Source organism: Solibacillus silvestris (assembly GCF_051967575.1).
GTDB lineage: Bacteria > Bacillota > Bacilli > Bacillales_A > Planococcaceae > Solibacillus > Solibacillus silvestris_B.
In genome coordinates this window covers 23,516-43,829 of record NZ_JBQCJW010000031.1, presented here as the reverse complement: position 1 = coordinate 43,829, position 20,314 = coordinate 23,516, and the positions used below count along the sequence as shown (strand labels likewise).

Genomic DNA, 20,314 nt, shown 5'->3' with positions numbered 1-20,314 from the left:
TAATTAAAAACACTTGACTGGAGGTAAGAAAGCGTCCGACCCGCAATGGAAATCAACCCCATGTTATGGTGATGAACAAAAAATAAGGTCCATCATCATTTATCATGTTGTTAAATCTTTAATGGCAGAAAAGAACTTGATTTTTAATAAAAATAATCACTTCATTTTTTATCCCTAAATAAAGAAATTTTCAGATAATAATAGAATTTGATTGATTTTTAAAAACTTTTTCTATAAAATAAAAATATTCTTATACATAGGCAAGGCATGGTGGAGTCAGTCAATTCTGGCACCGCCATGCTTTTTTTTATGAAAAAGGGGGATTTTATGTTTATTTTTCAAATTGTTATTGTGTTATTGGCAACAAAAATTGCAGGACATTTTACAGTGCGTTTAGGGCAACCGTCTGTATTAGGGAAAATTTTAATCGGGATTATTATCGGCCCGGCGATGCTTGGTTGGATAGTAGACAGTGAAATCATGCAGACGTTCAGCCAAATCGGGGTTATTTTATTAATGTTCCTGGCTGGTTTGGAAACGGATCTGGAGGACCTGAATGCAAATATGAAGGGTGCTATTTTCGTGGCGATCGGCGGTGTTATATTACCGATCGCGATGAGTTACCCGTTGGCGCTGGCATTTGGCTTAACACAAGGCCAGGCAATCTTCGTCGGATTAACATTAGCCGCAACATCTGTTAGTATTTCCGTTCAAACATTGAGCGAAATCGGCTGGCTAAAAAGTAAGGAAGGCTCCGCGCTTTTAGGAGCTGCCGTGTTGGATGATATTATCGTCGTTGTGTTAATTGCGATTGCGATGAGCTTCTTGGTAGGCGATGATGTATCCATCCCGGCATTAATCGGCGGGAAAGTGTTCTTCTTCATTTTATTATTTGTCGTAATGAAATGGGTAATTCCGCCATTCCTAAAAGCATTCAGCAGGTTAAGAGTAACCGAATCATTATTGAGCGGAGCCCTCATTGCCTGTTTTGCTTTAGCTTATGTTGGGGAGCATTATTTTGGAATCGCGACAATTATTGGCGCATTCTTTATCGGAATTGCGATTGGGCGCACACCATTTAAAGAGACGGTGGAGCATAAAGTGGAACCGATTGCGAGCAGTTTATTTGTGCCATTCTTCTTTGTAAGCATTGGTTTGTCTGTAACGTTTGCCGGCATTACGGAAAATATTTGGTTTTTAGTCGTATTCTCTATCGTAGCGATTATATCGAAGCTGATCGGTTCAGGTATTGGCGCAAAGTTGGCAGGCTTCAGCTGGAAGTCTTCCACGGGTATCGGAGCAGGTATGATTTCGCGCGGGGAAGTTGCATTAATTTTAGCGGGCATGGGGCTATCGAGCGGACTTTTGCCGGCCGAGGATTATACGCCAATGGTTATCGTCATTATTATCACTACTTTAGTGACTCCGCCAATGCTAAAAGGAATTTTCGGCGATCGCACACATTATCAAAAATAAAAAAGGTTGAATGGCTGCCGGATTTATTGTATTCTAGTATTCAGGTGCCAAAACCTCGGTGGAGATTTAGTCTTCACAACAAAAGATTCCGCAAACAGCACGGATTTGCTGGGAAACTTTTGAATTGTGCAGGGAGATGAGCCCCTGCACACCTATTACATAGTATATTAACCTAGTATTGTCCTTGAGGCGGTACTAGGTTTTTTGTTGTTGCTAGTGTACGCCAATCCTTTTAAAATCCCTCAAAATAATATAGCAGGTGCTGCTTTATCATTTTTGCCCTTTTGCATGACCTTCAAGCATTCGTTATGATAAAATGCCGTTATATTACTTGAACTGTGAGCTGAAGAAAAAATGATTGAAAGCCAAAAATATGCGATTGTCGATATTGAAACGACAGGCCATTCACCTGCAACCGGCGATCGTATGATTCAGATTGCCATCGTCATCATGAAAGATTGGAGCATTGTAAAAAAATACTCTACATTTATCCATCCCGGAAAACCGATTCCGTTATTTATTCAGGATTTAACGAATATTACAGATGAGGATGTAAAAGAAGCGCTACCTTTTGAGGCATATGCGCATACAATTTATGAACTGCTGCACGATGTTATATTTGTAGCACATAATACCGATTTCGACTTATCGTTTCTGCAAGCGGAATTTAAACGGGCAGGCTTGCCGAAATGGCATGGGAAAAAGATCGATACTGTTGAATTGGCTAAAATTTTATTCCCGATGTCATTAAGCTATAAATTAGCCGATTTAGCGAGCGACCTGAATATCCCATTGCAAAGCGCACATCGCGCTGATGATGACGCGCTGGCTACGGCATTTTTGCTTAAGGAGTGCTGGGAAGAGCTTTTAACATTGCCATTAGTTACATTGGAACAGCTGCATAAGCGCTCGTTTCGTTTAAAAACGAATTTGGCGCAGCTGTTCTTTGATGCTCTCGTCATAAAGCGCAATAAAGCTTTAACAGACGAAGCCCATATTTATTTCCATAAAATCGCAATCCGTAAAATGGCTCCAACAAGAAAGGATAATGATGAAACCGTTGTTTATCCGCAAACTACCGAACAGAAACTTGCGCTCTTGCTAAAAGGCATACCCAATTTTGAGGAACGCCCGCAGCAGTTTCAAATGATGGACAGTATTTGGGAGGCGCTCAACTATAAAGAGGAACATGTAATTGAGGCTTCTACAGGTATAGGGAAAACAATGGGCTATTTAGTGCCTTCGATTTTTTATGCCAAGAAAACGAATCAAAAGATAGGGATCAGTACGTATACATCCCATTTACTCGACCAGCTTATGCAAAATGAAATCCCGGTTTTAGAGCAGGCACTTGGCCAACCGATTAAAATCGCCTTATTAAAAGGAATGAATCACTATATCGATATAGAAAAATTCGAGAAACAGTTAAAAACGCTTGATGATTCGTATGATGAAACATTTACAGTTTTGCAAACACTCATTTGGCTTGCAAAAACGGAGACAGGCGACTTGAGTGAATTGAACGTTTCGGGGGGCGGGCAGCTACTGCTCGACAAAATACGAAAAACGGAGCTGCCGAAAACGACAATGCCGTTATATGACTTTTATTCGCGTGCGATTCAAAATAGTCGGCAGGCAGATATTATTGTGACGAACCATGCGATGCTATTAAGCGATTTAGTGCGCAACGAACAAATTTTTGACTCCCTCGGCGGTTGGATTATTGATGAGGCACACCAGTTTATACAAGCGGCGATCAATCAGGATGAAAAAATTTTTACGTATATGAACTGGAAGTATTTATTCGGTCAAATTGGACTAAATGAAGATGAGCAATTATTTCATAAAGTTCGCCGTGTCGCATTAAAAAAACAGTTGCTCAACAGCCAAACACTCGATCAGCTGGAAAAGCGCTATATTCAAATGGTGCATGCGTTTGACACAGCGATTGCAGCATTGATCCGCGAGGTAAAGGCATTTGACAAAAGGCAGCAAAAGCAGCTTCAAAAAATCGCGCTCTTTATTACAGATTTGGAGCTGGCCCATGAAGTTTTTCTGAAAGTTTCCTTATCAGTGCAGCAGTGGATAGACGATGCTACATCTCTTATTAAACAGTTTACGTCAGGTGTGGAGGAACTTGCGCCGGAGCATGAACATTTAATCGGACAATGGCAATATATCGTCAATGAATTTACGATAAAACTTGCAGAGTGGGATGAAGTGTTTTTGCAGCAAGATGCGAATTATTCGTGCTGGCTTGAGCTAGATCGCCGCAGTGTTCCAGGAAGTATCCAGCTATACAAAAAGCCGATCGATGTAACTTCGACGATAGGAAAGCTGTTTAGTCCTATTCGCGAAAAAGCTGCCATCGTTTGGACATCCGGAACATTGACAGTGCCGAGCAATGAGCGATTCATCACGAACCAATTAGGCATTCATGCGTCTATTCCAATAGAAAAACTGCATGCAGATCCGGGCTATTATGATGGGGCGGAAGTGTATATTGTGAATGACATGCCGGATGTTCAAGCCGTTTCGCAATCCGAGTATATCGAGGAAGTGGCACATGCAGTGACAAATGCTGTACGCATGACAGATGGGCGGTGTTTCGTGCTATTTACGTCCCAGGACATGCTGCGCAAAACTGTCGACCTTATTCATGAGAGCGAACTGCTGAATGAATATATGATTTTTGCGCAAGGGGTGACATCGGGAAGCCGTATGCGCTTGCTGAAATCTTTCCAGAAATTTAAGCATTCGGTGTTATTTGGCACGAACAGCTTTTGGGAAGGCGTCGATGTGCCGGGTGACGGATTGGCGGCGGTTATCGTTGTGCGATTGCCCTTTTCTTCGCCGGAAGAGCCATCTTTTAAAGCGCGCGCAAGCTATATATCGCAGCAAGGACGCAATTCATTTACCGAGCTTGCATTGCCGGAAGCGATTATTCGGTTTAAACAAGGTTTTGGTCGTTTAATACGTTCAAGCCATGATAAAGGGGTATTTATCGTGCTTGACCGCCGAATTGAAACGAAATCTTATGGACAACAATTTATCGAGTCATTACCGCCAATTTCTATACAAAAACTGCCTCTTCACAGTATGGTGCAAAGCTTGCAGAATTGGTATAATGATAAGCGATGAGGAAGGAAAGCAGGTTGACAAATATGATGAAATTTTTCGAAAAACGCACAGGTAATTTTCCTGAGCGAACAAAAAAACCGGATTGCAAGGTGCAGTCATGAAAAACTGGATTATCTTTTCGGTTGTCTTTATCTTATCTTTGTCGCTTGTTATTTCAGTGTTCGTATTTTTGAAAGCCAATGCGCCGTTCAATGAAATCGAACAAAAGGCGGAAAAATTTGTGCTTGATACGAAAGCACTTGCTGTTGTTGAACATTCCTATGTATACAATGGGAATAAGCCCTATGTCACTGTATTTGGAGTGGATGAGTATGGGAAAGAAAAAGCAATCTTCGTCCCAATGAGTTTAGACGAGAATTCAATGCAAGAAGTATTTTTAGCAGATGGCATTACGGAAGAGCAGGCATTATCTGTCTTTTACGATGGCACGTCTGTCAAAGAGGTTCTTCATACGAAGTTAGGATTTGAGGAGCCGGGCGCAGTATGGGAAATTACATACATTAGTGAATCCGGCAGCTTAAATTATGTTTATCTTATGTTTGAAGACGGACAATGGTGGAAACGCATATTGAATTTGTAGAGGAGAGAACAGCATGAAACAATTGTTGGCAAATCGTGTAAAAACTTTAACACCATCTTCAACTTTAGCTATTACAGCTAAAGCAAAAGAGCTGAAAGAGCAAGGGATTGATGTAATTGGTTTAGGTGCAGGTGAACCGGACTTCAATACGCCGGAAAATATTTTGAATGCCGCAAAACTATCAATGGATGCAGGGCTGACAAAATATACGCCGGCAGGGGGATTACCGGCATTAAAGAAAGCGATTATTGACAAGCTTGCCCGCGATAATAACCTTACATATAAAGCAAATGAAATTATCGTTGGTGTTGGGGCGAAACACGTTCTGTATACATTGTTCCAAGTTATTTTAAACGAAGGCGATGAAGTGATAATCCCAATCCCGTACTGGGTGTCCTATCCGGAACAGGTGAAGCTAGCAGGCGGTGTGCCCGTATATGTTGAAGGAACACAGGAGCAAGGCTATAAAATTACGGCACAGCAATTGCGAGATGCCGTAACGGAAAAAACAAAAGCGGTCATTATCAACTCACCATCCAACCCTTCTGGCATGATTTATACGAAGGAAGAATTGGCCGAGCTTGCACAAGTGGCGGAAGAAAAAGATATTTTAATCGTTTCAGATGAAATTTATGAAAAGCTTGTTTACAATGGAGTAGAACATTATTCAATTGCGGAAGTTTCCGAAGCAATAAAAGCGCGTACAATTGTTGTAAATGGTGTTGCAAAATCGCACTCTATGACAGGCTGGCGTATTGGATATGCTGCAGGCGATGCGGATATTGTGAAAGCGATGACAGATCTGGCTTCCCATTCGACTTCAAATGCAACGACGACGGCTCAATATGCTGCGATTGAAGCATATAATGGCGCCCAAGATGCGGTACAAGAGATGAGACAAGCGTTTGAAACACGTTTGGACGCAATATTCCCAAAAGTGGCGGCTATTCCTGGTGTGAAAGTGCTAAAACCACAAGGAGCGTTTTATTTATTGCCGGATGTTGCGGAAACAGCTGCAAAAACAGGCTATCTTTCCGTGGATGATTTTGCGGATGCATTATTAACAGAAGCAAATGTAGCGGTTATTCCAGGTTCGGGCTTTGGCGCGCCTGCGACAATACGTTTATCGTACGCGACATCATTACAATTACTAGAAGAAGCAGTTAGTCGAATCGATGCCTTTGTAAAAGCGAAATGGCAAGATTAAATAAAGCTGCAGCTTAAGTTTTGGAGGACTCTATGAAGAAAATTATGATTAAAGATATGCCAAATTGTATTGGCGAAACAGTAAAAATGGGTGTTTGGCTGGCAAACAAACGCTCAAGCGGTAAATTGGCATTTTTGCAATTACGTGATGGTTCAGGCTTCGCACAAGGCGTTGTCGTGAAAGAAGAAGTGGGCGAAGAGCTATTTGCCGTAGCGAAGGGCATGACACAGGAAACATCGATGTACATTATTGGTGAAGTGAAAGCGGACGAGCGCTCTTCATTCGGTGCAGAGCTGAATGTTACGGGTATTGAGGTGATCAGTGCAGCAAAAGATTACCCGATTACACCGAAAGAGCACGGCACGGAATTTTTAATGGACAACCGCCATTTATGGCTGCGCTCTCGCAAACAGCATGCCATTATGAAGGTTCGTAACGAAATTATCCGCGCGACATATGAATTTTTCAACGAAAACGGCTTTACGAAAATGGATCCGCCAATTTTGACAGGTTCTTCTCCTGAAGGTACGTCGGAGCTATTCCATACGAAATATTTTGACGAAGATGCATTCCTTTCTCAATCTGGTCAGCTATATATGGAAGCGGCGGCAATGGCATTAGGGAAAGTGTTCTCATTCGGCCCGACATTCCGCGCGGAAAAATCAAAAACACGCCGCCATTTGATCGAATTCTGGATGATTGAGCCGGAAATGGCGTTTGTAGAGCATGATGAAAGCTTGGAAGTGCAAGAGCAATATGTAGAGCATATCGTACAATCCGTGCTGAAAAACTGTAAGCTTGATTTAGAGCGTCTAGGGCGTGACACGTCGAAGCTGGAAAATGTGAAAGCGCCATTCCCGCGCATTTCATATGATGAAGCAATCGAATTTTTACATGAGCAAGGCTTTGATGATATTAAGTGGGGCGATGACTTCGGTGCACCACATGAAACAGCGATTGCAAATCACTACGACAAGCCTGTATTTATTACGTGCTACCCAATCGGTATTAAGCCATTCTATATGCAGCCGCACCCAGAGCGTGATGATGTCGTATTATGTGCGGATTTGATCGCTCCGGAAGGCTATGGGGAAATTATCGGCGGCTCTGAGCGTATTTACGATTATGAGCTGATGAAATCTCGTTTGGAACAGCATAATTTATCAATGGATGCATATGCATGGTATTTGGATTTATGTAAACAAGGTGCGGTGCCTCACTCGGGCTTCGGCTTAGGCTTGGAGCGTACAGTCGCATGGATTTCCGGAACTGAGCATATCCGTGAAGCCATTCCATTCCCGCGTTTATTAAACCGTTTATACCCATAATTATTAATAATCTTTACGATGAGAAAGCGTCCGGAATCTTGCCGGGCGCTTTGTCGTTACGAGCGAACAAAGGGGGATTCTACTATGTCGACAAACTTCAATCGAATCCGCGTTTGGACGGAGCAGCTCCAAATTACTATCCCGCAATTATTTTTTAAATATTATAATGAATTGAACATTCAAGATGAGGAAGCGTTGATTGTTTTGCATCTGCTTAGCTTCGAGCAAGAGGGCATTGATTTCCCTACACCAAACGATTTAATGCAGCGCACAAATTTTCAGCTAATGACCATTTCCCAGATTTTGCAGCGTTTAATGCAAAAAGGGTTCGTCGAAATTTCGCAAAGCACAGATGATTCAGGCCGCATCACGGAAAAGTATTCCGTCTATCCATTATGGGAGCGTTTGCTTGAGCTATTGCAATCAAAGGAGCAGCAACAGCTCGCTACAGCAAATAAAATGGATGAGGCGAAAATTTTCCAATTATTTGAGCAAGAGCTGGGGCGTTTACTATCACCGATGGAAATTGAAACGATCGGAATGTGGATGGACTTGGATCAGCATAGCCCTGAAATTATTAAAGCGGCATTAAAAGAAGCGGTGCTGGCAGATAAAGTGAATTTGCGCTATATTGACCGGATTTTAATCGAGTGGAAGAAAAGAAATATTAAGACGCTCGCACAAATTGAAAAGCATAGCGAGCAATACCGCAAAAATACGATGGCCCAATCGTCCATCCATCAAATAAAGCACCAAGAAACAATCCAGCAAACGAAAAAAGTATCGTTTTATAATTGGCTGGATGAGCGAGAATAGGAGGGCGCTTAATTTAATATGTTAACAAAAGCAAAATGGAATCACTTTTTGGACGAAATGGATCACATGTATCCAGATGCACATTGCGAATTAGTGCATGACAATCCATTTGAACTGACGATTGCCACATTGCTGTCGGCTCAATGCACCGATGTCCTCGTCAACAAAGTGACGAAACAATTATTCCAAAAATACAAAACACCGCAAGACTATTTAAATGTTACGATTGAGGAGCTGCAAAACGATATTCGCTCCATTGGACTTTATCGGAACAAAGCGAAAAATATTCAATTATTATGTGCGCGTCTTATAAATGAATATGGCGGGGAAGTGCCTGCATCCCGTGAAGAGCTTGTCACATTGCCGGGTGTAGGGCGCAAAACAGCAAATGTTGTGTTATCCGTTGCGTTTGATATACCGGCGATGGCAGTTGATACACATGTGGAGCGCGTTTCAAAGAGATTAGGTCTTTGTCGCTGGAAAGACAGCGTATTGGAAGTAGAAGAAACGATCATGAAAAAAACGCCGATTGAACGCTGGAGCCGTGCGCACCATCAAATCATTTTCTTCGGGCGCTATCATTGCAAAGCACAAAACCCGGGCTGTGCCGCCTGTCCATTATTGGACGATTGCCGTGAAGGCCAAAAACGTTTGAAAAAAGGTTTGGTGAAGGCATGATTTCAGTAAATGCGGATGCCATTTCAAAAGAAGTGGTCGATGAGTGGTATGCAGAGTGGGAGACACTGCGAGAAGTGATCCATGCAGCACATGACCGTCGCGACGGTTCGGCTCTGCGATTCATGGTAAAAGGCATCGAGCATTTTGAAGCATTTATCGCCGGCAGTTCTATGACGGATAATGCCTTTATGGAACAAAACGACTATGAGCTAATGCCGATTAATGGTATGGAGCGCTTGCGATTCATAAAAATGCGTCCAGCCCAATATGCCTGCTACCGTCAGCTGGATGAGCTTTATAAAGAGACAAAAAAGCGCTGTGCCCGGTTGAGGGTGAAAAGATAACAATCTAGCATGAAAAAAGAGCCGCACATTATTTTGCATTAATAATGTGCGGCTCTTTGATTTGTTCAATTGTTTATTCGTCCTCTGAATCTTCCGGATTTGTTTCATTGCCGCCTGCTGCAGGAGGGCTAGGTTGATTTGGTGTTGATGGGGACGGATTGGATGGCTCCGGCTCTACGGTATTGCCATTACCATTACCATTGCCATTACCATTATTGCCGCTATTCCCGTTCCCGTTGTTTCCGTTGCCATTCCCCTGATTTTGGTTGCCATTGTTCCAGTTGTTGTTGCCATTATTATCCGGTTGTGCCGGGTTTTCCGTATTGTTCGGATCTTCCACACCGTTATTCGGATCTTCAGGCTCAGCAGGTTCTGTTGATGTATCACCTTCAACAAATAATGTTACTGCAGCAGGTTCGCTTCGCAGCTCTCCCGAAATGGCCGTGACAGTGAATGTATATACTTTCCCCCGCTCAATATTAGGCACTTGAATGGAAGTCGCGCTCGAGACGGAAACGACTGCTGCCGCGTTTCCATCCACAGCCATCGACACTTCATATGTGATTGGATCAAGCGTTTGTGTTGCCGTATTTTCTTCATTATCATTCGCTTCATTTAATGATGGGTGTGACCATGTTACATCCGCAAGCTGTGCGACTTCATTAAATGTAGCCTGCAAACCAGTTGGCGCTTCCAATGTTTGAGGGACAAACTCCTCTGAATATTGTGTAGGCTCTGTTCCTTTAACGAATAATTCCGTCGTACGCTGATTTTGAGGGGTAAACTCATTTGCCAATTTCAATGGGTTCGACCCGATGACGATAGAAGCCGATACGACAGAACTTGGCTGTTTAAACGTTGAAGCTGGATTATGCTGATTCAGATCGGTCATAATCGACTTGAACAAATATTGTGGCATCCAACGCTCTTCCCATGTCGTAATGGCATCTTTACGGTGTTCATAGCCGCCCCAAATGGCGATCGAATAGTTTGTCGAATAGCCAGCAAACCATGTATCAGGTACTGAGCTGCTTTTCAGATTATATTTCTTGAACTCATCTGATGAATAGTTTGTCGTTCCTGTTTTCCCCGCGATATCAACACCTGAAACCATTGCGCGAGGTGCGGATGCATTTTTCTTGTTGCTTACTACATCTCGTAAAATATCAGTTACCATATATGCCGTATAATCGCTCATCGCTATTTTTGGTTCCGGTTTATATGATTTTGATGTTTTCCCATCCCGGAAAACGATTTTGCTAATTGAATGCGGATTATTATATGTGCCGTTATTGCCAAATGCGGCATAGGAAGCGGCCATTTGAATTGGCGAAATATTGATGCGTCCGCCACCAATTGCTTCAGACTCCGTTAAGCCCTTTGATTGGATACCTAAATTGGCCAGGAACTGCTGTGAGCGGTCTGGTCCGACTTCACGGAAAGTTTTGACAGCCGGAATATTGCGGGATGTATAAAGCGCTTCACGTACAGTCATTGTCCCTAAATATTTCCCGTCCCAGTTTCCGATGACCTGCTTTGAACCTGAGTATGTGATTTTTTCATCAACTGTTGTTTCACCTGTTGACCATTTTAAATACTCGAAAGCAGGGCCATAATCAATCAATGGCTTTAATGTAGATCCAGGCTGACGGGTTTGTAAATCATATGCGTAGTTATAGTTAAATGCCACATAATTGCGCCCGCCGCCAACTGCACGCAATTCACCAGTCTGTGTATCGACGACTGCAACACCTGCTTCGATATTTTCGGTAGGGAAGTTGCTGTCATTGTTCATCAGATTTTCGACAACTGTTTGAGCTTTTGGATCTAGAGTTGTATAAACTTTAATGCCTTCAGCGATATATTCGCCATCGCCTTTTTCTTCAAGCTCTGAAAGAACAACATCCAAAAATGCCGGATATTTTGTTGTTGCATTTGCAACGCGTTCTTCTTCCGGCAATAATCCGGCTGTTATATTTGTTGCCTTCGCTTCTGTGGCTTCTTCTTCGGAAATTTTGTCGTGCTGAACCATAAGCGATAAAACGATATTCCGGCGTTTTTTAGCACGATCCGGCTTTTTGTATGGATTGAAGTTGTTCGGGCTTTGCGGCATGCCGGCTAATTGTGCTGATTCCGCCAATGTTAATTCGCTTAATTCTTTCCCGTAGAACTCTTTCGCTGCAGTGCCGAATCCATAAATTCTTCCGGACATTAGCACTTTATTAAAGTACATTTCGAAAATTTCCTCTTTGCTATATTGACGTTCCAATTGAATGGCAAGCCATGCTTCCTGTGCTTTACGCTCCAATTTTTTCTCGTTTGTAAAGAAGGAGTTTTTAACAACTTGCTGAGTGATCGTACTTGCCCCCTGTGCACCAAATCCATCGCGGAAGTTTGCAAGGACGGCACCGCCAAGACGCCATAAATCGATACCGAAGTGCTCAAAAAAGCGTGAATCTTCTGTTGCGATAATTGCGTCGCGCATTTGCTTGGGAATATCTTCATATTTCACATATTGACGTGTTTCTGCCCCAATTGTCGCAAAAAGCTCGCCATTCACATCGTAAAACTCCGATGAAATTGGATCTTTCAATAATTCTTCATCTAGTTCGGGGGCTTTGCTTACATAGTAGCCGAATAATGCGGCCCCGCTTAATAAACCTAATACCCCGACTAATACGATTGTCAGTACAATTCGTTTTATCCATTTTCCAGCAGAAGTTTTTGTTTTTTTAGATTTATTTTTTAATTGACGTTCGCGTTTTATATCTTCGCGTGTTCTTCTATTTTCCGTCACGTTATTTCTCCTCACTTTCACAAACATCCGTGTCTGCGATTAACTTTTTTACTGCCTGCAAATAATCGAGCCTCGGTAAATAGCCTTCTTGAATCTCGATGGCATATTGCTCGAAAACGGCTAGCGGCATTGATTTTCTTCCACCCTCATGCATTGCTTGAAACGATTTAGCTACGACATTATAGGAAATGACAAAATTACGCTTTAATGTACTGAACCGTATAATGAAAAATGCAATTCCCCGCTGGTTGCTCACCGACTCCATATGGCTTATTTGGTGAGGGTGAATATTTTTTAACGGAAAGGATGTTTTGCTATCTGTTTCCTTTGCTTCAAAGTCGATGTAATAACCATTCCATACGCCATTATAATCCGTTGTGGAAGGTGTGCGGAAGTAGGCCTCTTTAATAACCGCAGCACTTCTTGCCGGATAATCTACTTTGACGATTTGAATCGGAACAGGTTTCTTGTGTATATTTGCCAAATTCCTTTGCAAATAAAACAAATTTGTTTCATTTAAGTCATCTTCTAAGCTTTTTCCACGATTACTGTAGGAAACGGCTCTTTTTTTCGCTTCTTTAGCAACCGTTGGAGATTTTGAAGCTTCCTTTTTGCTTTCTTTATTCGGCGCGCTTTCATAAAGCTTTCCGTTTGGGTAACGAATGACCATGGAATCACCTTCTTTCCTAGAAGAATTAATACTTTAATAGTGTATCATAAAGTGAAACTCCAATCAGTGACAGTATTGCCTAGTGTGCGCTCTCGCTAATCGGGCTTTTCCTTCAAGGCTTCCATCTATGCTTCCCGGCTTTCTTGATCTCTGAGGCGGTAATCTTTTTTTCTTTAATGCATGATAAACAATATACTCGCTAATATTAAAAAAACGTATGCAAATTATAACATCTTTTAGCGAATGAACACTATTTTTGCCGGTTGACAAGGATTCGAAGAAAAAAGCAAGAATCATTGTGAAAAGGGGGCATTATATGTCGAAATTATCACGATTAATCGAGCAAATTGAAATGGCACAAACATTGTTATCATTGCAGATGGAACGCGAACAGTTACGTATGAAAGTAGAGCATTTGACAAATTTACTTGGTGTTCACCAGAAAGTTAGCTTAGCAGAAACGAGGAGTCAAGTAAAGAATACGTGTTCGCATATTAGTAGAACAAACGAGGAGAATTTGATACACTAAACGAAAAAACAGATAAAATCATTCGAGGTGCTCTTATGCAATTATTGGACGAAACAAATAAATTAATAGAAGAGTGTGAGGCGTGTCTACACCGTTTTCAGGAAATGAGACGTTTGGATATGGAGCCTGATTTTTTCGCTGACGTCAAGCCTCATGCCGATTATATGCATACACTCATCCAGGAATGGCAACAACTTGCAAATCGTTGGATAAAAAATAAGCACCCTAAAAACTTATACGTACAGCAAATTGATCACGCAGCAGATGCGATGGAGCAATTTGTTGTGCAATCTTTTTATAAAGGAACGAGTAAAAAACGTTTTATTCAATCGATTCAATCTGCCCAATATACGCTAAAGCTGCTCGTTTCAAAGATTGAGGAAGGTGAAGACATTGTTAAATAAAAAAAGAACTATTTCGCAGCTTGTGGAAGAATGGCAATATGATGAGGAAATGAAGCAAAACATTGTCGCGATGCATACTATTGACGAAAAACAAGCCCAGTATGCCAATTTTCCGCCCGATCTCCAACCGTCCATTGAAAAGGCTTTGAAATTGCGCGGCATCTATCAGCTTTATACACATCAGCGCCAGGCTTTTGACTATGCTGAGCAACAGAAGCATTTTACGGCCATTACACCGACCGCTTCGGGAAAGTCGTATTGCTATCATTTGCCTGTCCTGCAGCAAATTTTGGAAGACCGGTCAAGCCGCGCCATTTATCTATTCCCGACAAAAGCGCTTGCCCAAGACCAAAAATCGGATTTAAACGAACTGATCGAGTTGATGGATGAAGATATTTTGAGCTACACATATGATGGCGATACCGCACCAGGCATTCGGCAAAAAATAAGGAAAGCAGGGCATATCGTGATGACAAATCCCGATATGCTGCATTCAGGTATTTTGCCGCATCATACGAAATGGGTATCGCTTTTTGAAAATTTGAAATATATTGTCATCGATGAGTTGCATACGTACAAAGGTGTATTCGGCTCGCATGTCGCACATGTTATTAGACGACTAAAACGCATTTGCGAATTTTACGGCAGCAACCCGGTTTTTATATGCACGAGCGCCACGATCAAAAACCCGAAAGAGCTTGCGGAAACATTGACAAACTGCAAGCATGAGCTCATTGAAAAATCTGGTGCGCCGGTCGGGAAGAAAACGTTTATTTTCTATAATCCGCCCATCGTCCACCCGACATTTGGCGTTAGACGCAGTGCGGTGCTGGAAGTTCGGGACATTTCCAAACGTTTATTTGAAGCGGGCATTCAAACGATCATATTCGCGAAATCGAGAGTCCGGGTCGAAATGCTTGTGACATATTTGAAATCACTGACAGCGAAAAAAATATTGGATGATTCGATTCAAGGCTATCGCGGCGGTTACTTGCCGAGCGAACGCCGTGAAATAGAAAAAGGGCTGCGCACAGGCTCGATTCAGATGGTCGTCAGCACAAATGCGCTTGAATTAGGTGTGGACATTGGTCAATTGCAAGCATGTATTATGACAGGGTATCCCGGCAATATTGCAAGTGCATGGCAGCAGGCGGGCAGAGCAGGCAGACGTCAGGATGAAGCCCTCATCGTCTATGTTGCCCAATCGACAGCATTGGATCAGTACATTGTTCAAAATCCTAGCTATTTGCTCGGGAGCTCGCCTGAAGAGGCACGCATAAATCCGGAAAATATTTTAATTTTAATGGAGCATTTGAAATGCGCGGCGTTTGAACTGCCGTTTTCGATGGAAGATACATATGGGGAATATGAAGTGCAGCAATTATTGGCGTATTTGGAAGAGGAAGGCGTTCTTGTGCGTACAAGCACGAAATGGCATTGGATGAGCGACCGTTTTCCGGCGCATGAAATATCTTTGCGTTCCGCTGCCCAGGAAAATGTTGTCATAATAGATATTTCTACGCCGGCAAATACGAAGGTGATTGGGGAAATGGATACATATAGCGCGATGACGCTTTTGCACGAAGAAGCAATCTATTTGCATCAAGGCATTCAGTTCCAAGTCGAAAAACTCGATTGGGAAGAGAAGAAGGCATTTGTCCGGGAAGTTGATGTCGATTATTTCACTGACGCCAATTTAGCAGTCGAGCTGAAAGTGCTAAGCGAAGATAAATCCGCCCCTTTTAAAAACTCGACTGTTAGCTATGGTGATGTCAGCATTTTAGCCATCCCGACGATTTTTAAAAAGATTCGTTTTCACACACATGATAATATCGGCTCAGGTCCGATTTCCATTCCGCCTATGGAAATGCATACAAATGCGGCATGGATGAGCTTTGATTTGCCTGATAATTGGACAGAGGACCAGCTGACGGATGCATTGACGGGTGCGGCCTATGCGATGGGAAGCTTTATTCCGCTATTCATTCACTGTGATCGATCAGATGTATCGGTCGTGCCGCAAGTAAGGGCAATCCATAATGAAAAGCCGACATTATATATATATGACAGCTACCCAGGCGGCATCGGCTTAAGCGAACGTGTTTACGATTTGCTGCTGTCATTGCTTGAAAAAACGGCAAAGCATGTTGCAAGCTGCCCATGCCAGCAAGGCTGTCCGTCATGTATAGGGGCACAGGATAGTCTGGGAGAAAGCAAAAAACAAGTATTGAAAGTATTGAATATTTTAATAAATGAAATGATGTGAAGACATGTCGTATGAAAATAAGCTGTTACAAATGAAAAAAATGCTCGGCAAAAAAACGGAGCATAAGCAGGAAAAGCCGAAGTTCATAAAACCGGAGCCGCCTTTGTATAGTGAGCAGTGGCAGCAGGCAGGACTGAAACGAATCGAAAATGAATTCGGCATGCTTTTTAAGCGTGAAGTGCATTATCCATTTGACTATCAGCATGGAAATCACAAGCTCGGGGAACTTTTTCATGCGCTCAAACGTTGGAAGTCCCAGGCAGATGATCACCCGTTTGCGATTTCTGAACAGGAAACGATTATGTTCTTCGATACAGAAACGACTGGTTTAAAAGGTGCGGGAACACATATATTTCTGCTAGGTTTTTTGCAGGCGGATGAGGAAGGCTTTTTGCTCACACAATACGTATTAGCAGATCCATCAAATGAAGCGGCATTCCTTTTTGAATCTAAACTATGGCAACGTGAAGCAACGATCGTGTCGTATAACGGGAAAAGTTTTGACTGGCCGCAGCTTCAAGTGCGCTGGACATTAAACAAGCAACATTTGCCGCCATTAAAAACACAGCGTCAGATTGATTTATTGCATAGTACGAAACGACTTTGGAAAGATGATTTGTCACGCATGAAACTTATACAAGTCGAACAGGAGAAGCTAGGTTTCTACCGGAAAGGGGATATTCCAGGTCATTTAGCCCCAATCATTTATTTTGATGCAGTGAAAAGCGGGAGTGCAGAAACATTGATTAAAGTGCTTGTGCATAATGAATGGGATTTATTGTCGCTTATAACATTGTACATTCATTCGACAAATTTATTGTTTGATGCGATAGCGATGGAATCCGCCACGACATATACAAATATCGGAAAATGGTTTGGCGACTTAAAAAAGCGGAAGACGAGCACGGAAATTTTACAGGCTGTCACAAAGCATTTCAACACGAATGAGGCCGGCTATGCCCATTTTTATTTAGCTTACGAATTAAAGCGCACCGGGGAAACTGATTTGGCAATCGAATCTTTCCGGTCGGCAATCCCTGCTATTTCAGCACGGAAGCAATTACAGGCATATGAGCAATTAGCTATGCTTTATGAACATCAAGTGAAAGATTATGAACTAGCTTTTATGTATTCGGAAAAAGGGCGTGACCTGCTCGATAAAATATCGTTCCAAAAGGAAATACAACTCCAAAATCAACAAAAAAATTGGCAAAAAAGGCTTGTTCGATTAGACAATAAGCGCAACAAAAATAATGGTGACAAACCTTGAAAAAATTTTCGTCAACTGTAACATATGTATTCGTACGAAATGTCTGACCTATGCTATAATAAAACAAAGAAGTTGCGTGACGGAAGGACGATGAATAATGGATATTAAATTAACGGCTGACTATATATTAGAAAAAGAATTTAAAAAAAGCATGAAAGGCTACAATGTCGATGAAGTGGATCAGTTTTTGGATTTGATTCGCGAAGATTATGATGCATTTACAGCAAAAATCGCCTCATTGGAAGAGGAAAATGAACGATTGAAACATGAGCTGACAAACTCGAGCCGCAAATCGGCTGTCGCACCGCAGCCGACAGCAAACAGCACGAATTTCGATATTTTAAAACGCCTTTCGAATTTGGAGAAACATGTATTCGGAAGCAAACTATACGAATAGTTAAACTATTTGCAGCAATATTGTATTTTTCCTATAAGTACAGTATAATTTGTGCATACATCAATATTCGAGTAATCGCTGCGATTTCGTATCGTAGAGGAAAGTCCATGCTCACACGGTGCTGAGATGCCCGTAGTGTTCGTGCTTACTGAAAAAATAAGGTAAGGCAAGAGAATCTTCTCTTGACGGCGGAAGGAACTCCTAAGTCTTTAAGATATGGACGAAACTTCCTGAAAGTGCCACAGTGACGGAGCTTATAGTGAAAGCTATAAGGTGGAACGAGGTAAACCCCATGAGTGAGAAACCCAAATTATGGTAGGGGCACTCTCCAAAAGGAAATGAACGGATGGAGGGACGGTCATATTGGCCGTAGATAGATGATTACTACCTAGTCGTACGAGGCGCAAGCTGTTTGAGTACTTAGGAACAAAACATGGCTTATTGATTATTGATGCTTTTTTGAACATGTAAAAAGGCTCTCCATTGTATAGTGGAGAGCCTTTCTTAGTAGATAAAATAGTTGGAATGCGGAAAATGCAGGTTCAACTTATTTAATTAAGGGAATACAACATTGATTAGAAAACAAATCACCGCAAAGCGGGAAATTAAAATGCAGAAGAAAAATTAAATAATGTTCTATAAGAAAATAAGGGTGATATGTATTGAACGAATCGATGCCGAAATTATCAATCGTACAAGAATTGACATTGTCACAGTTTCCAAAAGAATTAATCGAAAAAGTTTTTGAAAATATTGCGGAAGGCATTATGATTACAGATCGGCATAAAAAGATTTTAACGATTAATGTAGCGTTTGAATTTGTCACTGGCTTTAAATTGGAGGAAGTTCAGGGGGAAAAGCCATCCATTTTACAATCCGGTGTGCATGACAAAACTTTTTATATCGATATGTGGAAGCAAATTGATAAAGAAGGAATTTGGCAAGGCGAAATTTGGAACAGACGCAAAACGGGGGAATTATACCCCGAATGGCTGACAATAATAGAAATAAAAGATAAGTCGGGTGAAGTGACAAATTACTGCGGAATATTCACTGATTTATCCGAGCGGAAAATTGTGGAGGATGAGCTGGAAAAAAGGGCGCTCCATGATTCATTGACAGATGTTTGCAATCGTTTCGCCTTTATCGAGCGCATGAAAGTACTGCTGGAAATGACAGAGCAAAAAAAGCTGCCGATTCAGCATGCCGTCTTCTTCATGGATTTGGACCGCTTTAAGCAAGTAAATGATACACTGGGACATGCAATTGGGGATCAATTGCTTGTGGAAGTATCAAAGCGCGTGAAAAGCCTGCTGAAAAACAAAGATATTTTAGCCCGCTTTGGCGGCGATGAATTTGTCATTACATTAGCGAATATTCAACATCCGAGGGAAGCGGCGAAATTTGCGGAAACAGTCATTCGCGCTTTTGAGAAGCCGATTAAAATTCGCGATCAGGATATTTATGTGTCGACGAGCATCGGGATCAGCATTTATCCGGAGGACGGTACGACAACCGAGCAGCTGCTGAATCGCGCAGATCGGGCAATGTCGTTTTCAAAAGAAAATGGACGCAACTGTTTTTCGTTTTATTTTGAAGAATTGAAAACAGATTCCAATCGTGTCTTATTATTGGACAGCGAATTGCGCAAAGCGATTGAAAACCGTGAATTCACGCTGGCATATCAGCCGAAAATCTGTACACAAAAGAGCGAAATTGTCGGCATAGAGGCATTAGTACGTTGGGATAGCGAAAAACTAGGCTTTGTCTCTCCTTCAGAATTTATCGATCATGCAGAGGAATCGGGTTTAATAATCCCGTTAAGCGAAATTATATTTGAGCTTGCGTGTGAAGGGTATCATAAACTAGTTGCAGCAGGTTATCCTAAAGTGCCTATAGCCATAAATGTATCGAGCATTCATTTTCAACAGCAAAGCTTTTTGGAATCCGTGCAAACGATTCTGGAAAGAAATAATACATCTGCCCAATGCTTTGAAATCGAAGTGACAGAGCGCACAGTTATGAATAGCGCGCAAGAAACAATCAGTAAATTAGTGAAACTCAAACAATTAGGTTTCAAGCTTTCGATTGACGATTTTGGGACAGGGTATTCTTCGTTAAGTTATTTAGTGCGGTTCCCATTGGATGTATTGAAAATTGACCGTAGCTTTATTCAACATATTTGCTCGCTCGATGATAAACAAGCGATTGTCGATGCGATTATTCAAATGGCGCATCGCCTGCAAATGAAAGTAGTAGCGGAAGGTGTTGAAACGAGTCAACAAGTCGAGCTGCTAAAGTCAATGGGCTGTGATTTTATTCAGGGATATTATTACAGCAGGCCATTGCCGATGGAAGAATTAATTGACTTCATACATTTCTGGGAAGTCGAGCATCAAGGAAGGATATAA

General features: G+C 41.9%; 16 protein-coding genes and 1 other RNA gene. 15 read left to right on the top strand and 2 right to left on the bottom strand.

The window, feature by feature from the left end:
* The first annotated feature begins 327 nt into the window (after window positions 1–327).
* From ACTHOQ_RS15430 to ACTHOQ_RS15395, 8 genes are all read left to right on the top strand, one after another.
* Window positions 328–1,476, top strand: coding sequence for a cation:proton antiporter (locus ACTHOQ_RS15430; RefSeq protein ID WP_440497040.1), 1,149 nt, complete (start codon window positions 328–330; stop codon window positions 1,474–1,476).
* Between the two features lie 354 nt (window positions 1,477–1,830).
* A complete protein-coding gene (dinG, locus tag ACTHOQ_RS15425) occupies window positions 1,831–4,617 on the top strand; it encodes an ATP-dependent DNA helicase DinG (protein WP_440497039.1) in 2,787 nt (928 codons plus the stop codon).
* 97 nt (window positions 4,618–4,714) lie between these two features.
* Window positions 4,715–5,197: a cell wall elongation regulator TseB-like domain-containing protein gene (locus ACTHOQ_RS15420; protein WP_440497038.1), complete on the top strand. Its 483-nt coding sequence runs from the start codon at window positions 4,715–4,717 to the stop codon at window positions 5,195–5,197.
* A 13-nt stretch (window positions 5,198–5,210) separates the two neighbouring features.
* Window positions 5,211–6,404 carry a pyridoxal phosphate-dependent aminotransferase gene (locus ACTHOQ_RS15415; protein ID WP_440497037.1) on the top strand — a complete coding sequence of 398 codons (1,194 nt, stop codon included), beginning with the start codon at window positions 5,211–5,213 and terminating at the stop codon, window positions 6,402–6,404.
* A gap of 32 nt (window positions 6,405–6,436) precedes the next feature.
* Window positions 6,437–7,732 (top strand): asparagine--tRNA ligase, encoded by a 1,296-nt coding sequence (asnS, locus tag ACTHOQ_RS15410; protein WP_440497036.1) that lies wholly within the window; start codon window positions 6,437–6,439, stop codon window positions 7,730–7,732.
* A gap of 84 nt (window positions 7,733–7,816) precedes the next feature.
* A complete protein-coding gene (locus ACTHOQ_RS15405) occupies window positions 7,817–8,548 on the top strand; it encodes a DnaD domain-containing protein (protein ID WP_440497035.1) in 732 nt (243 codons plus the stop codon).
* A gap of 18 nt (window positions 8,549–8,566) precedes the next feature.
* A complete protein-coding gene (gene nth / locus ACTHOQ_RS15400; protein ID WP_440497034.1) occupies window positions 8,567–9,226 on the top strand; it encodes an endonuclease III in 660 nt (219 codons plus the stop codon).
* Window positions 9,223–9,570, top strand: coding sequence for a YpoC family protein (locus ACTHOQ_RS15395; RefSeq protein ID WP_440497033.1), 348 nt, complete (start codon window positions 9,223–9,225; stop codon window positions 9,568–9,570). The genes nth and ACTHOQ_RS15395 overlap by 4 nt, the downstream gene beginning before the upstream one ends.
* 73 nt (window positions 9,571–9,643) lie before the next feature.
* Here the strand turns inward: ACTHOQ_RS15395 and ACTHOQ_RS15390 are convergent, their stop codons facing one another.
* Window positions 9,644–12,367 carry a transglycosylase domain-containing protein gene (locus ACTHOQ_RS15390; protein WP_440497032.1) on the bottom strand — a complete coding sequence of 908 codons (2,724 nt, stop codon included), beginning with the start codon at window positions 12,365–12,367 and terminating at the stop codon, window positions 9,644–9,646.
* Window position 12,368: 1 nt separating this feature from the next.
* Window positions 12,369–13,037 carry a Holliday junction resolvase RecU gene (recU, locus tag ACTHOQ_RS15385; RefSeq protein ID WP_440497031.1) on the bottom strand — a complete coding sequence of 223 codons (669 nt, stop codon included), beginning with the start codon at window positions 13,035–13,037 and terminating at the stop codon, window positions 12,369–12,371.
* 316 nt (window positions 13,038–13,353) lie between these two features.
* Between recU and ACTHOQ_RS15380 the strand changes: the two genes are divergently transcribed.
* From ACTHOQ_RS15380 to ACTHOQ_RS15350, 7 genes are all read left to right on the top strand, one after another.
* Window positions 13,354–13,566 (top strand): molecular chaperone, encoded by a 213-nt coding sequence (locus ACTHOQ_RS15380; protein ID WP_440497030.1) that lies wholly within the window; start codon window positions 13,354–13,356, stop codon window positions 13,564–13,566.
* Between the two features lie 35 nt (window positions 13,567–13,601).
* Complete coding sequence (locus ACTHOQ_RS15375) at window positions 13,602–13,970, top strand: YppE family protein (RefSeq protein ID WP_440497029.1); 369 nt, start codon at window positions 13,602–13,604, stop codon at window positions 13,968–13,970.
* A complete protein-coding gene (locus ACTHOQ_RS15370; RefSeq protein ID WP_440497028.1) occupies window positions 13,960–16,236 on the top strand; it encodes a DEAD/DEAH box helicase in 2,277 nt (758 codons plus the stop codon). Before ACTHOQ_RS15375 ends, ACTHOQ_RS15370 begins: the two co-directional genes overlap by 11 nt.
* A 4-nt stretch (window positions 16,237–16,240) precedes the next feature.
* The gene (locus tag ACTHOQ_RS15365; protein ID WP_440497027.1) at window positions 16,241–17,506 is read left to right on the top strand and encodes a ribonuclease H-like domain-containing protein; all 1,266 of its coding nucleotides are present in this window, start codon (window positions 16,241–16,243) and stop codon (window positions 17,504–17,506) included.
* Window positions 17,507–17,603: 97 nt separating this feature from the next.
* Window positions 17,604–17,903, top strand: a complete 300-nt coding sequence (gene gpsB, locus ACTHOQ_RS15360) for a cell division regulator GpsB (RefSeq protein ID WP_440497026.1) — start codon at window positions 17,604–17,606, stop codon at window positions 17,901–17,903.
* A 63-nt stretch (window positions 17,904–17,966) separates the two neighbouring features.
* Window positions 17,967–18,349: RNase P RNA component class B (rnpB, locus tag ACTHOQ_RS15355), an RNA gene on the top strand.
* Between the two features lie 228 nt (window positions 18,350–18,577).
* Window positions 18,578–20,314, top strand: a complete 1,737-nt coding sequence (locus tag ACTHOQ_RS15350) for a putative bifunctional diguanylate cyclase/phosphodiesterase (RefSeq protein WP_440497041.1) — start codon at window positions 18,578–18,580, stop codon at window positions 20,312–20,314.

What these genes read in the sequence shown, in the direction of transcription:
- ACTHOQ_RS15430 (WP_440497040.1), top strand. Translation starts at nt 328, where the DNA reads ATGTTTATTTTTCAAATTGTTATTGTGTTATTGGCAACAAAAATTGCA.
- dinG (WP_440497039.1), top strand. Translation starts at nt 1,831, where the DNA reads ATGATTGAAAGCCAAAAATATGCGATTGTCGATATTGAAACGACAGGC.
- ACTHOQ_RS15420 (WP_440497038.1), top strand. Translation starts at nt 4,715, where the DNA reads ATGAAAAACTGGATTATCTTTTCGGTTGTCTTTATCTTATCTTTGTCG.
- ACTHOQ_RS15415 (WP_440497037.1), top strand. Translation starts at nt 5,211, where the DNA reads ATGAAACAATTGTTGGCAAATCGTGTAAAAACTTTAACACCATCTTCA.
- asnS (WP_440497036.1), top strand. Translation starts at nt 6,437, where the DNA reads ATGAAGAAAATTATGATTAAAGATATGCCAAATTGTATTGGCGAAACA.
- ACTHOQ_RS15405 (WP_440497035.1), top strand. Translation starts at nt 7,817, where the DNA reads ATGTCGACAAACTTCAATCGAATCCGCGTTTGGACGGAGCAGCTCCAA.
- nth (WP_440497034.1), top strand. Translation starts at nt 8,567, where the DNA reads ATGTTAACAAAAGCAAAATGGAATCACTTTTTGGACGAAATGGATCAC.
- ACTHOQ_RS15395 (WP_440497033.1), top strand. Translation starts at nt 9,223, where the DNA reads ATGATTTCAGTAAATGCGGATGCCATTTCAAAAGAAGTGGTCGATGAG.
- recU (WP_440497031.1), bottom strand. Translation starts at nt 13,037, where the DNA reads ATGGTCATTCGTTACCCAAACGGAAAGCTTTATGAAAGCGCGCCGAAT.
- ACTHOQ_RS15380 (WP_440497030.1), top strand. Translation starts at nt 13,354, where the DNA reads ATGTCGAAATTATCACGATTAATCGAGCAAATTGAAATGGCACAAACA.
- ACTHOQ_RS15375 (WP_440497029.1), top strand. Translation starts at nt 13,602, where the DNA reads ATGCAATTATTGGACGAAACAAATAAATTAATAGAAGAGTGTGAGGCG.
- ACTHOQ_RS15365 (WP_440497027.1), top strand. Translation starts at nt 16,241, where the DNA reads ATGTCGTATGAAAATAAGCTGTTACAAATGAAAAAAATGCTCGGCAAA.
- gpsB (WP_440497026.1), top strand. Translation starts at nt 17,604, where the DNA reads ATGGATATTAAATTAACGGCTGACTATATATTAGAAAAAGAATTTAAA.
- ACTHOQ_RS15350 (WP_440497041.1), top strand. Translation starts at nt 18,578, where the DNA reads ATGCCGAAATTATCAATCGTACAAGAATTGACATTGTCACAGTTTCCA.